General features: G+C 34.7%; 14 protein-coding genes, 1 riboswitch and 1 other annotated feature. Of the genes, 10 read left to right on the top strand and 4 right to left on the bottom strand.

Features of this window, described 5'->3' with window-relative positions:
* The first annotated feature begins 7 nt into the window (after window positions 1-7).
* Window positions 8-733: a single-stranded DNA-binding protein gene (locus tag JOD07_RS14150; protein ID WP_330576569.1), complete on the top strand. Its 726-nt coding sequence runs from the start codon at window positions 8-10 to the stop codon at window positions 731-733.
* A 132-nt stretch (window positions 734-865) separates the two neighbouring features.
* Complete coding sequence (locus JOD07_RS14145) at window positions 866-1,396, top strand: cob(I)yrinic acid a,c-diamide adenosyltransferase (RefSeq protein ID WP_158740833.1); 531 nt, start codon at window positions 866-868, stop codon at window positions 1,394-1,396.
* A 25-nt stretch (window positions 1,397-1,421) separates the two neighbouring features.
* Here the strand turns inward: JOD07_RS14145 and dapB are convergent, their stop codons facing one another.
* From dapB to JOD07_RS14130, 3 genes are read right to left on the bottom strand one after another with little or no spacing between them, the layout of a single operon-like run.
* Entirely contained in the window at window positions 1,422-2,180 is a 759-nt protein-coding gene (dapB, locus tag JOD07_RS14140) for a 4-hydroxy-tetrahydrodipicolinate reductase (protein ID WP_158740667.1), read from the bottom strand.
* 55 nt (window positions 2,181-2,235) lie between these two features.
* Window positions 2,236-3,120 carry a 4-hydroxy-tetrahydrodipicolinate synthase gene (dapA, locus tag JOD07_RS14135; RefSeq protein ID WP_207756983.1) on the bottom strand — a complete coding sequence of 295 codons (885 nt, stop codon included), beginning with the start codon at window positions 3,118-3,120 and terminating at the stop codon, window positions 2,236-2,238.
* A gap of 15 nt (window positions 3,121-3,135) precedes the next feature.
* Window positions 3,136-4,131 (bottom strand): aspartate-semialdehyde dehydrogenase, encoded by a 996-nt coding sequence (locus JOD07_RS14130; protein ID WP_158740664.1) that lies wholly within the window; start codon window positions 4,129-4,131, stop codon window positions 3,136-3,138.
* Between the two features lie 139 nt (window positions 4,132-4,270).
* Window positions 4,271-4,458, bottom strand: a riboswitch (Lysine riboswitch).
* 129 nt (window positions 4,459-4,587) lie between these two features.
* Between JOD07_RS14130 and JOD07_RS14125 the strand changes: the two genes are divergently transcribed.
* The 8 genes from JOD07_RS14125 (at window position 4,588) to rplT (ending at window position 11,268) form a co-directional block, all read left to right on the top strand.
* The gene (locus JOD07_RS14125; protein WP_158740661.1) at window positions 4,588-4,791 is read left to right on the top strand and encodes a small, acid-soluble spore protein, alpha/beta type; all 204 of its coding nucleotides are present in this window, start codon (window positions 4,588-4,590) and stop codon (window positions 4,789-4,791) included.
* A gap of 86 nt (window positions 4,792-4,877) precedes the next feature.
* Window positions 4,878-5,633, top strand: a complete 756-nt coding sequence (locus JOD07_RS14120) for a class I SAM-dependent DNA methyltransferase (RefSeq protein ID WP_204614413.1) — start codon at window positions 4,878-4,880, stop codon at window positions 5,631-5,633.
* A gap of 20 nt (window positions 5,634-5,653) precedes the next feature.
* On the top strand, window positions 5,654-6,529 hold the full coding sequence (gene hslO / locus JOD07_RS14115; RefSeq protein WP_158740657.1) for an Hsp33 family molecular chaperone HslO: 876 nt from the start codon (window positions 5,654-5,656) through the stop codon (window positions 6,527-6,529).
* Between the two features lie 198 nt (window positions 6,530-6,727).
* Window positions 6,728-7,630 (top strand): putative sporulation protein YtxC, encoded by a 903-nt coding sequence (ytxC, locus tag JOD07_RS14110; RefSeq protein ID WP_204614411.1) that lies wholly within the window; start codon window positions 6,728-6,730, stop codon window positions 7,628-7,630.
* A 71-nt stretch (window positions 7,631-7,701) separates the two neighbouring features.
* Window positions 7,702-7,910 (top strand) — a binding site (T-box leader).
* Between the two features lie 66 nt (window positions 7,911-7,976).
* Window positions 7,977-9,914 (top strand): threonine--tRNA ligase, encoded by a 1,938-nt coding sequence (gene thrS / locus JOD07_RS14105; protein WP_204614410.1) that lies wholly within the window; start codon window positions 7,977-7,979, stop codon window positions 9,912-9,914.
* Window positions 9,915-10,143: 229 nt separating this feature from the next.
* Window positions 10,144-10,641 carry a translation initiation factor IF-3 gene (infC, locus tag JOD07_RS14100; RefSeq protein WP_158740651.1) on the top strand — a complete coding sequence of 166 codons (498 nt, stop codon included), beginning with the start codon at window positions 10,144-10,146 and terminating at the stop codon, window positions 10,639-10,641.
* Window positions 10,642-10,681: 40 nt separating this feature from the next.
* Entirely contained in the window at window positions 10,682-10,879 is a 198-nt protein-coding gene (gene rpmI, locus JOD07_RS14095; protein ID WP_158740649.1) for a 50S ribosomal protein L35, read from the top strand.
* A gap of 32 nt (window positions 10,880-10,911) precedes the next feature.
* The gene (rplT, locus tag JOD07_RS14090) at window positions 10,912-11,268 is read left to right on the top strand and encodes a 50S ribosomal protein L20 (RefSeq protein WP_158740647.1); all 357 of its coding nucleotides are present in this window, start codon (window positions 10,912-10,914) and stop codon (window positions 11,266-11,268) included.
* A 70-nt stretch (window positions 11,269-11,338) separates the two neighbouring features.
* On the opposite strand, the gene JOD07_RS14085 is transcribed toward rplT, so the two are convergent.
* On the bottom strand, window positions 11,339-11,611 hold the full coding sequence (locus tag JOD07_RS14085) for a hypothetical protein (protein WP_158740646.1): 273 nt from the start codon (window positions 11,609-11,611) through the stop codon (window positions 11,339-11,341).
* Window positions 11,612-12,047 lie beyond the last annotated feature (436 nt).

The following is a 12,047-nucleotide window of genomic DNA, read 5'->3' as shown; positions in this document are numbered from 1 at the left end:
GATGATAATGATAGAAAAAGCAATTAAAGAACATAAGGATAATAAGGGAGAGGTGAGAGTAGTGACTGAGCATCTTGTGCAAAACAACCAGGTAACGATTGTAGGGAAAGTGGTTGAAGATATCAAATTTAGCCATCGAGTTTATGGAGAGGGGTTTTATACTTTTTTAGTAGAGATACCTCGCTTAAGTGAGATTTCAGATACACTTCCTGTAACGATTTCGGAACGTCTTCTGGCGGATAAGAAAGAATTGTTAAATGAGGTCGTTGAAATCCAGGGACAGTTTCGTTCGTACAATCAATATGATCAAGGTAAAAACCGATTGATTCTTACGATTTTTACACTTGATATCAAATTTTTGGAAAATCAGGATGAAATAAAATATGTCAATCAAATATTCCTGGATGGTTTCATCTGCAAAGATCCCATTTACAGAACAACCCCTTTTGGAAGGGAAATAACAGATATGTTGCTTGCTGTTAATCGATCCTATCATAAGTCCGATTATATTCCCTGCATTGCCTGGGGAAGAAATGCAAAATACGCACAGTATTTGAAAGTAGGGGATCATTTAAAAGTATGGGGAAGAATTCAGAGTCGAAGTTACCAAAAGAAGCTGGAGAGTGGAGAAGTGATTTCTAAGGTTGCTTATGAGGTTTCCATTTCAAAAATGGAAATAGATCAAGATAATAATAAGCAAGATGAAATTATCAATGATTTAAGCAATTCATAATGACAGGAACATGAAAGACATCTTTTTATTCTGATTATAAAAAGATGTTTTTCTTTGTTATGGACAAAGATATGAAATTATAATTGAAATCGTAGGAACATAATACTATAATGGGAAGGTGAGGTGAAAACGATGAATTTAGGATTGATTCAAGTTTATTACGGCGAAGGAAAAGGTAAAACAACGGCAGCCATTGGACAAGGAATAAGGGCTATTGGACAAGGCTTAAAAGTGATTATGATACAGTTCTTAAAATCTTCTTCGACTGGAGAACTTGAAACATTAAAAAAGTTGGAACCAGATTTTAAGGTATTTCGTTTTGAAAAGCCCCGGGATTTTTTCTGGAATCTCAATGAAGAAGAAAAGAAAGAATTAAAAACGGAAATTATAAATGGCATTAATTTTGCTAAGAAAGTCCTGGATACAAGAGAATGTGACATACTCATATTAGATGAGGTATTAGCAACGATAGAAAATAATATAATCAGCGAAAAGGAAATATGTGATCTGTTAGACCGTAAGCCGCAAGAAATAGAAGTCATACTTACGGGGAGAAGACTTCCAGAAGGGGTTAAAGAAAGAGCAGATTACATATCTGAAATCAAAGCAGTTAAACATCCTTTTAATCAAGGAATTGCAGCAAGAAAAGGAATAGAATTTTAAAGGAACGCCTGAGGGCGTTCCTTATTTATTGATTAATCAGATGATCCATATTATATAATCCAGGAGCTTTACCTGCTAAGAATTTTGCGGCTTTTAGGGCGCCTACAGCAAACACCTCTTTTGACATTGCTGTATGATTTAATTCAATGATTTCATCTTTTCCGGCAAAAATGACAGAGTGTTCACCCACAATAGTACCGCCTCTTACAGCATGAATACCTATTTCTTTCTTGTCGCGTTTTTTGCGCTCAGAATGACGATCATACTTGTATGTGTATTGATGATCCAATGCCTCGTTGATGGCATCTGCCAATGCAAGGGCAGTGCCACTGGGAGCATCTATTTTTTGGTTATGATGCTTTTCAATAATTTCAATATCGAAATTCGCATCAGATAGTATTTCAGATGCACGTTTTACAAGGCTGATTAATAAATTAATTCCGAGGGACATATTGGCAGAAAAGAAAATGGGGATTTTCTTTGCGGATTTTTTAATAAGGTCTATCATGTCTTCTGACAATCCTGTAGTACATATAACCACAGGAAGCTGTTTTACAAGGGCATATTCTAACAGAGGTTTCACCGCCGTTGCAGTAGAAAAGTCGATGATTACATCCGCATGAATATCGCAGTCATCAATTTTGTTGAAAACCGGATAGGGATTTGATTTGCTTACATTCGGATCAATTCCTGCCGCGATCATGCAATCTTCACTGTCATCAACCAGTGAAGAAATGACTTGACCCATTTTTCCGTTACAGCCGTGCATAATGATTTTTATCATATATAATCTCCTTTCGAAAAAAGTGCAGGGGAAAAATACCTCTGCACTTTTTAGTCTATCCAAGTAATCCTGCGTTTTTCATTTCTTTTTTCAGTAGTTCTAAATGATCATCTTCGATAGTAGTAAGAGGCATTCTGCAAGCACCAACAGGATAGCCTATAAGTTCCAGCGCTGCCTTAACCGGAATAGGATTTACTTCAGAAAATAGAGCTTTTACTAAAGGAATCATTTGAATCTGAATTTTTCTGCTTTCTTCAACGTTTCCGTTTAAATATTCCATAACCATATCATGGGTTTGCTTTGGTGCTACATTTGCAAGAACAGATATGACACCTTTTCCGCCCAGAGAAAGGATGGGAACGATTTGATCGTCGTTTCCGGAATATACATCTAATTTATCTTCGCATAAATTAATTATTTCTGCAACTTGAGAAATATTTCCACTGGCTTCTTTAATTGCTACAATTGTATCTATTTTAGATAATTCATAAGCGGTTTTTGGAGTAATATTCAAGCCGGTCCTTGAAGGAACATTATATAAAATAAGAGGAATATCTACTTTTTTAGCAATGTAAGTATAATGTTCTATTAGCCCCTTTTGAGTGGTTTTATTATAGTACGGAGTAACCAGAAGGCAGGCATCCGCCCCTAATTCTTTTGCTTTTTTGGTCAAAAAAACACCATATTCAGTATCATTACTGCCTGTTCCGGCTATAACGGGAACCCGTTTATTTACCCTATCCACAGTATATCGAATACATTCTAAATGCTCATGATCATTTAAAGTAGAAGATTCTCCAGTGGTACCACAGATAATGATACTATCAGTCTGATTCTGAATTTGAAATTCTATAAGATCTCCGAGAAGATCAAAGTTAATATCACCGTTTTCTTTAAAAGGGGTAACGATTGCAACGCCAGAACCTCTGAAAATCTCCATAATAATCATCCTTTCTTATTGCATGTCTTTAATTAATAATTCTGCAATCTGAACAGCATTAGATGCAGCACCTTTTCTGATATTATCCGCAACAACCCAAAGGTTCACGCCGCTTTCAACACTTTCATCTCTGCGAATTCGTCCAACAAACACTTCGTCTTTTCCAGTAGCATTAGCAGCCAGAGGATATACATTATTTGCCGGATCATCCTGTACAACGACTCCAGGTGCTTTTTTCAAGACTTCTACTAATTCATTAAGTTCAAAAGGCTTTTCAAATTCAACATTAATAGATTCACTATGGCTGTTAAATACAGGTACACGAACTGTAGTAGCCGTAATTCTTAAATTGTTGTCATGAAGAATTTTTCTTGTTTCCTGAATCATTTTAATTTCTTCTTTTGTATAACCATTCTCTGTAAACACGTCTATATGTGGAAGACAGTTATTAGCTATCGGATGAGGAAATTTCTTTGGAGGGTTTCCTTTTAGTCCTTCTTCAAGATCTGTCCAGCCACCCATACCTGCACCGGAAACTGCCTGATAAGTTGAATAAACAATGCGTTTAATAGTATAATATTCATGTAAAGGTTTTAATGCTACAACTGCCTGAATCGTAGAGCAATTTGGATTAGCAATGATTCCTTTATTGAGTTTAATATCTTCAGGATTAACTTCAGGAACTACAAGAGGCACTTCAGGATCCATTCTCCAGGCAGAGCTGTTATCTACTACAACACAGCCTTTGCTGGCAGCAATTGGAGCGTATTTGAGACTGGTACCCCCCCCGGCTGAAAATAGAGCAATATCGATTCCGCGGTCGAAAGAGGTTTCAGTCAATTCTTCAACTGTGTATTCTTTACCTTTAAAAGTCAATTTGCTTCCAGCGGAACGCGCTGAAGCAAAAAGATAAAAGTTTTCGATTGGGAGATCTTTTTCTTCAAGTACCTTTAGAAAAGTCCTTCCAACCATTCCAGTAGCACCCACAACAGCTAAATTAATCTTTTTCATTAATAATCCTCCTTAAATTTATTTAAAATCATTTAATGTTTGTTTAATAATTTTGGGAAAATAAAAAAGCTGGCATGAGCCAACTGTGAATGTGATTGTATAGCAGCTATATAAATCTATATAACCAAATACAAACCCTTTCACAGATAGCTCTCCATCAGTAATATTATAACACTACTGATGACAGTCGTGCAGTTATTCACTGCAAAACCAGGACGAAAAACTGCAGGATTTTTCTCCTTCGGCATTTTCCCCTTTCTATATACTTCATCTGTACCTACATACATCCATATATATACTCTTGAAAAATGCGCCTCTATCCTGTGAAGCTTATGAAGTTTTATATATAATATCACTCAATTTTGAATATGTCAAATATTTTTCGAAACATTTTCCAATTCTAATGTATATTTTACTTTAGACCTATACATACTTCTTAATGTAAGGAGTGATGAGATGAGTAAGGGAACGAAAGAAACTAAGAAAAATAAGCCTATGACGGAAGATGATAAACTGAAATATGAAATTGCATCCGAACTCGGTTTATTGGATAAGGTTAAAGAAGGTGGATGGAAGTCCTTAACGGCAAAGGAAACTGGTCGCATTGGCGGTTTAATGACAAAAAGAAAAAAAGAAATGAAACAACAGGCTCAGAATTAATTCTGGGCCTGTTGCAATTTTCGACCATTGTTTTATAATAATTGAGTGCAAAAATGGTGATAAGTCTAAGGCAGGAAGGTGAAATGGTGGAAGCATATCAGAGTTTTGCTCAGGTATATGATTTATTCATGAAGGAAGTTCCTTATGATGAATGGGTTGAATATATTGAAGAAATTTGGGGAAAATTTGGTTGTGATCCTAAATTGGTGGCAGAATTAGGCTGTGGAACAGGAAACATGACAACGCTTTTTGCTAAAAAAGGCATTGAGATGATTGGAATAGATGTGTCGGAAGATATGCTTTCCATAGCGAGAGAAAAAGCATTGAAAAACAATGTGGATATTCTCTATCTCCATCAAGATATGAGAGAATTTGAATTATACGGAACAGTCGATTGTATTATCAGTGTCTGTGACAGTCTAAATTATATTACAGATCGGGAAGGATTGCTTCAAACCTTTAAATGGGTCAATAATTATCTTAACCCCAAAGGGCTTTTTATTTTTGATCTAAATACAGAATATAAGTATAAATACATCTTGGGGGAAAATACTTTTGCAGAAAATTTGGATGAAGCTGCTTATATTTGGGATAATTATTACAGTGAAGAAGATGGCATTAATGAGTATCAGCTTACGCTTTTTATAAAACAGCCAGAGAAGGATTATTATTCAAAATTTGAAGAAATTCATTATGAAAGGATGTATTCCATAGAAGATATAAAGAGTTTGGTTGAAGAAGCAGGAATGGAGTTTTTAGCTGTATATGATGCATATACTTTTGAAGATCCCAAGGAAAACAGTGACAGGATTTATTTCGTTGTAAGAGAAAAAGGAAAGTAACTTAGCAGGAGGTTAAATATATGGAAGATTACATTATTCGTGCAACAGACGCAAAAAAGCAAATTCGAGCATTTGGAGCAGTGACGACTCATCTTGTTGATGAAGCAAGTAAAATTCATGGAACAAGTCCTGTTGTATCGGCTGCATTAGGGAGATTATTAACAGCTGCAACGATGATGGGTCAAATGTTAAAAGGAGAAAAAGATTTACTTACCCTTCAGATTAAAGGAAATGGTCCTTTACGGGGGCTTGTAGTGACTGCTGACAGAAACGGAAATGTTAAGGGTTATCCGTATAATTCTGTTGTAGATCTTCCTTTAAATTCTATTGGGAAATTGGATGTAAGCACGGCTATAGGACAAGGTTCCCTTACGGTGATTAAAGATTTGGGCTTAAGAGAACCTTATGTTGGTCAGATCAGTTTAGTCTCGGGAGAAATTGCAGAAGATTTAACGTATTATTTTGCAAGCTCTGAGCAGATTCCTTCGGCTGTTGCCCTTGGAGTATTAGTCGACAGAGATTTTTCTATTAAACAAGCTGGAGGATTTATCGTCCAACTTTTACCTGAAGCAGAAGAAGAGACAGTTCAAAATTTAGAAAACAGATTAAAAAGTATTTCGTCAGTAACGCAGCTTTTGGAAGAAGGAAAAGGCCCAGAAGACATTCTTAAGCTTATACTGGGAGATATTATAATAATGGATAAGATACCAACACAATTTCATTGTAATTGCTCGAGGGAAAGGGTAGAAAAAGCATTAGTGAGCATTGGAGTGAAAGATTTGCAGGAAATTTTGGATCAAGACCATCGAACGGAATTAAAATGCCATTTTTGTAATAGAACCTATGTCTTTGAAGAAAGTGATTTGAAAAAAATTATTGAGGATTTAAGTCGATAATTGTCCTTATTTATCATATGTGGTAAAATAACCTTAATCCTACAAAGAAAGAAGTACAATGGAGACTTTTCCAAATCTACAAGGACAATGTAACCCGAGTTTTGTTGTTGCATATACTATTAACGATAGAATACCTCAGTTGGAAGGTAGCCTTAGCATCTAGGTGGGAGGAATTCTTATGAAAGAGAGTGACCATTTATGATTGTGCTTACCATAGGGGCTTATACGAATATAAGTAAAATTAAAGAGTACATTAGTTTAGAGTTTGAAAAAATAACACCAAAAGCTTTAATTCCCACCTATACTATTGCGAAAAAAGGGGATATAGATTTTTTATATTATGAGATTGATGATGATGTACTAGCTCAAAACTACAACTTTTTTTTCAGTGATGCATTGAAGTTGCATGCAACCAGTGCTTTGACAAATCTCATTATGGATTTTATCCGCTTTGAAATTGTAAAAGAAATTTTAGAAATTCACTATCAAAAATATGCATCTATTGAACGAATAAAAATCCTCGAAATGACTAGAGCATTTTTTTATGAGAATGAAAATAATGAAGACCCGAATGCACTCAATTACTCTTACAGAAAAGAAATCATGGATCGTCTAATGGACTTTTTTGAGGACAGCAATGAATTTTTACTGGAGGGTTTTGTACTGTTTCGCTTAAAAGATTATAGAGGAAAATTGGAAATGGTTGTTCGCCATATTGTCAGTGAATATGAAACACAAAAAGAGTACAAAGAGTTTTTAAGATTATTAAAATATTTTGTAGACGTTCAGGAGATGAAAGAAGAAATTATCCATATTATAGGTCTTAAAGAAGGCGGCTTCAAGATTTATGATAAGGATAAAAACGATATAACGGAGCGATGCAAAGAGGAATATAAGCAAGATTTTAGTGATAAAGAGATCAATTATGATGATTTGCTCGTCAGTGCCCTGATCACTATTGCTCCCAGACAAATAGTGATTCACCATTATGAAGCGATTCAAAACAAACCGCTGATTGAAACTATAAGCAGTATTTTTCAAGGTAAAGTAACCCTGTGTCCTAAATGTGAATTTTGTTTAAACTCCAATGAAATTAATTAGTTTTATGCATAATAATTTGACTTCTTGACAAAATATGTGAAGGTGTTATAATTGTAAAAACTAATATAATGTTGAACTCGATGAAGAGAAGAGTAGTCAAAGGGTAGTTTACAGAGAGAAGATACATAAGCTGAGAGTATCTTTAAACGGAATTTGACGAAGACCACCTCTGAGAGGCCCTAATCCGGTTCGGTGATCCCGTTATCATCATTATTTAAAGAGGTTTCCAATGAAACAATAAGGGTGGAACCGCGGGAGAAACAATACTCTCGTCCCTTTTCGCAATGAAGAGGGCGAGAGTTTTTTTGTATAATTAATAATTCATTATAAGGAAGGAGAAAGGAAATTGGTTAAAATTAGATTAAAAGACGGAAGTGTAAAAGAGTATCCATCAGGAGTAACTGTTATCGAAGTTGCGCAAGATTTAAGTGAAGGCTTGGCAAGAGTTGCCTGTGCAGGACTTATAAATAATGAAAGGGTAGACATTAGAACACCCATTACAGAGGATTGCGAGTTAAGCATTCTAACCTTTGATGATGAACAGGGAAAAGATGCTTTTCGTCATACAACATCTCATATATTAGCTCAAGCTGTAAAGAGATTATTCCCAAATGTTAAATTAGCCATTGGTCCTTCTATCCAGGACGGATTTTATTACGATTTTGATACGGAGCAACCTTTTAGCCCGGAAGATTTAGAGAAAATCGAAAAGGAAATGAAGAATATTGTAAAAGAAAGTTTACCAATTGAGAGATTTGAATTGCCAAGGGTTGAAGCGATTCAATTGATGCAGGAAAGAGGAGAAGATTACAAAGTTGAATTAATCAACGATCTTCCTGAAGATGCAATAATTTCTTTCTATAAGCAAGGAGAATTTGTAGATTTATGTGCGGGACCCCACCTTATGTCTACAAAACCAGTAAAGGCTTTTAAACTTTTATCCGTAGCAGGGGCTTACTGGAGAGGCAATGAAAATAATAAAATGCTTACAAGAATCTACGGAACTTCATTTACTAAGAAAGCAGATCTGGATGAATACATTAATAAATTAGAAGAAGCTAAGAAAAGAGATCATAGAAAACTCGGAAAAGAGTTAGAACTTTTTGCATTAATGGAAGAAGGTCCGGGATTCCCATTCTTCCTGCCTAAAGGAATGGAACTCAGAAATACATTGATAGAATATTGGAGAGAAAAACATAAAGCAGCAGGCTATCAGGAAATTAGTACGCCTATCATTTTAAATCAGGAATTATGGCACCGATCAGGACACTGGGATCACTATAAAGACAATATGTATGTAACTAAGATTGATGATATGGATTATGCAGTAAAGCCAATGAACTGTCCTGGAGGCATGCTTGTTTATAAAACAAAAATGCACTCTTATAGAGATTTACCAGTTAGACTGGCAGAGCTTGGCTTAGTTCATCGTCATGAATTATCCGGTGCTCTTCATGGGCTTATGAGGGTGCGTAATTTTACACAGGATGATGCCCATATCTTTATGTTGCCTGAACAGATCAAAGATGAAATTAAAAATGTAATCAATCTTATAGATGAATTCTATAATGTTTTTGGATTCAAATACCATGTTGAACTATCCACAAGACCTGAAGACAGTATGGGAAGTGATGAAGATTGGGAAAGAGCAACTACGGCATTAAGAGAAGTATTAGAGGAAAAAGGATATAATTACATCGTGAATGAAGGCGATGGAGCATTCTATGGTCCAAAGATCGACTTTCATTTAGAAGACTGCCTGGGAAGAACATGGCAGTGTGGAACCATCCAATTAGATTTTCAGATGCCAGAACGTTTTGACTTAGTATATATTGGACAGGATGGAGAGAAACATCGTCCTGTTATGATCCACAGAGTTGTATTTGGCAGTATCGAAAGATTTATCGGTATTTTGATTGAACATTTTGCAGGAGCTTTCCCAACATGGCTTGCGCCAGTACAAGTTAAAGTTCTTCCTATTTCTGAAAAATATCATGAATACGCCCAAAGTGTAGTAGAACAACTGGAGAAGAATGGTATCAAAGTTGAAGCGGATTACAGAGCTGAAAAAATAGGTTATAAGATTCGTGAAGCAAGACTTCAAAGAATTCCATATATGCTGATTGTGGGACAACAAGAACAAGAAGAAAGCAAGGTGTCAGTCAGAAGCCGTGCAAAAGGCGATGAAGGGGCACAAGCATTATCTGATTTCATAGAAAGAATTAAAGATGAAATAGCATCTAAAAAAATTGATACACAAGGACTTGACAACTCTATAGAATAATGCTATAGTTTCTTAGGATATGTTAATTAAAAAAGTAGAAACATCCGTTTCTCACCTTGCGCATTAAGTCGACAGGGTTCATACATGATTAAATGAGAAAGTATGTCATAATTATTATGATATATGTTTACTCTTTAAGGTGTATTTGAAGCGGATAGATTCTATCCGCTTTTTTTATTATATATAAGTTTTAAATACTATTGGGAGGTGCTCGGTTATTAGCGAGTTAATGATTAATGAGCAAATTAGGGACAAAGAAGTGAGACTCATTGATGTGGATGGAACGCAAATAGGAATTGTTTCTGCTAAAGAAGCGCAGATGCTGGCGAATGAAAGAAATCTTGACCTGGTTAAAATTGCGCCTAAAGCGAATCCACCTGTTTGCCGTATTATGGATTATGGTAAGTACAAGTTCGATTTGGCTAAAAAGGAAAAAGAAGCTCGTAAAAAGCAGAAAGTGATCAATGTGAAAGAAGTCAGATTGTCCCCTAATATTGAGAAGCATGATTTGGAAGTTAAAATCAAGAATGCGATGAAGTTCTTGAAAGATGGAAACAAAGTAAAAGTTTCTGTGCGATTTAGAGGAAGAGAAATTGCTCATACACAAAAAGGAATTGAAATCTTGGAAAACTTCGCACAAGCAGTTTCAGAGTTTGGAGAAGTTGAAAAGAAACCTAAAATGGAAGGTAAAAGCATGATAATAATCGTTACACCAAAACAAATGTAACGTATATTATATACAATCATTAAAAGGAGGAACTTAAACAATGCCTAAATTGAAAACACATAGAGGAGCAGCAAAACGCTTTAAAGTTACAGGAACAGGTAAATTAAAAAGAGCAAAAGCTAATAAAAGTCATATTTTAACTAAAAAGACTACAAAGAGAAAAAGAAACCTCAGACATGCAGGTATAGTTGACGCTACAAACGAAAAGCAAATGAAAAAATTATTACCATATCGATAAGATTTATATATATAGAACAGGAGGTCTAAAACATGGCAAGAGTTAAAGGCGGATTAAATGCTAAGAAGAGACATAAAAGAATTTTGAAATTAGCTAAAGGATATAGAGGTGCAAAATCTAAACAATACAGAACTGCTAAACAAGCAGTTATGAAATCTTTAAACTATGCTTATATTGGAAGAAAACAAAGAAAAAGAGATTTCCGTAAATTATGGATTACAAGAATTAATGCAGCTGCTAGAATTAACGGTCTTTCCTACAGCAAATTTATGAATGGTTTAAAATTGGCTGGAGTTAATATCAATAGAAAAGTTTTGGCTGATATGGCTGTTAATGACGAAAAAGGTTTTGCTCAATTAGTAGAAATGGCAAAAGCTAATGTTAAATAAATAAATTAATAAAAAAATAAGCACAGATTTCTGTGCTTATTTTTTTATTACATACAAGGAAAACTTTTTCTTATGAAAAAAAGGGGTGGTGCCAAAGAGCTAAAATGATTGATATGATTACAGAGACTAAAGCATACCATAATAAAGTGTTATTTTTGGAAATCAAACTATATAGCATTAATCCCACCGTAATAGCTAAGAATATAACAGATAAAGTGCCTGCATAAGGAAATAAAATATTAATAAAGATATATAAGAAAAAACCAATCAAAGACAAGACGATGATTAAATTGATTTGTTGTTTATTGAGCTCTTCGTTTAAAGAAGAAATCTTTTTGCTCATGGTATCACTCCTTACGGAAGTTTACTGATCTCCTACCTAATTTTATGAGATGATCTTTTGACTTATTCGAAATAAAATTAAAAAGATAGTTGACTTTTCTAATTGGATCTTATATAATAACAATCCGTGGTCGCAAAAACGTAAGTTCTGGGACCATGAATAATAGACTCTTTTTCTGAGCAAAATAAAAATGAAAAAGAGTGTTGACAAGAAATTATAATCTTGTTATAATAGCATTCGTCGACACGATTTGACAAGCTCATCCACAAATGCTACAGATTGGATGAAAAAATAAAATCAAAAAAGTGTTGACAAAGCAAAAAAGATGTGATAAGATATTCTTCGTTGTCGCGAAAAACGCGAAGAAATAAATACCAAATAACATCATCGATCTTTGAAAACTAAACAGCACACCAAATAAAACCCAATCAATTCC

Origin of the sequence: Defluviitalea raffinosedens (assembly GCF_016908775.1) — a bacterium.
GTDB classification, from domain to species: Bacteria; Bacillota; Clostridia; order Lachnospirales; family Defluviitaleaceae; genus Defluviitalea; species Defluviitalea raffinosedens.
Note: the sequence above shows the minus strand (reverse complement) of the source record. Positions and strands in the feature narration are given on the sequence as shown.

Excerpts from the sequence above, each read along its gene's own strand:
- JOD07_RS14130 (WP_158740664.1), bottom strand. The coding sequence starts at position 4,131 with ATGAAAAAGATTAATTTAGCTGTTGTGGGTGCTACTGGAATGGTTGGA.
- JOD07_RS14125 (WP_158740661.1), top strand. The coding sequence starts at position 4,588 with ATGAGTAAGGGAACGAAAGAAACTAAGAAAAATAAGCCTATGACGGAA.
- dapB (WP_158740667.1), bottom strand. The coding sequence starts at position 2,180 with ATGATAAAAATCATTATGCACGGCTGTAACGGAAAAATGGGTCAAGTC.
- hslO (WP_158740657.1), top strand. The coding sequence starts at position 5,654 with ATGGAAGATTACATTATTCGTGCAACAGACGCAAAAAAGCAAATTCGA.
- rpmI (WP_158740649.1), top strand. The coding sequence starts at position 10,682 with ATGCCTAAATTGAAAACACATAGAGGAGCAGCAAAACGCTTTAAAGTT.
- JOD07_RS14145 (WP_158740833.1), top strand. The coding sequence starts at position 866 with ATGAATTTAGGATTGATTCAAGTTTATTACGGCGAAGGAAAAGGTAAA.
- rplT (WP_158740647.1), top strand. The coding sequence starts at position 10,912 with ATGGCAAGAGTTAAAGGCGGATTAAATGCTAAGAAGAGACATAAAAGA.
- dapA (WP_207756983.1), bottom strand. The coding sequence starts at position 3,120 with ATGGAGATTTTCAGAGGTTCTGGCGTTGCAATCGTTACCCCTTTTAAA.
- JOD07_RS14085 (WP_158740646.1), bottom strand. The coding sequence starts at position 11,611 with ATGAGCAAAAAGATTTCTTCTTTAAACGAAGAGCTCAATAAACAACAA.
- JOD07_RS14150 (WP_330576569.1), top strand. The coding sequence starts at position 8 with ATGATAGAAAAAGCAATTAAAGAACATAAGGATAATAAGGGAGAGGTG.
- ytxC (WP_204614411.1), top strand. The coding sequence starts at position 6,728 with ATGATTGTGCTTACCATAGGGGCTTATACGAATATAAGTAAAATTAAA.
- infC (WP_158740651.1), top strand. The coding sequence starts at position 10,144 with ATGATTAATGAGCAAATTAGGGACAAAGAAGTGAGACTCATTGATGTG.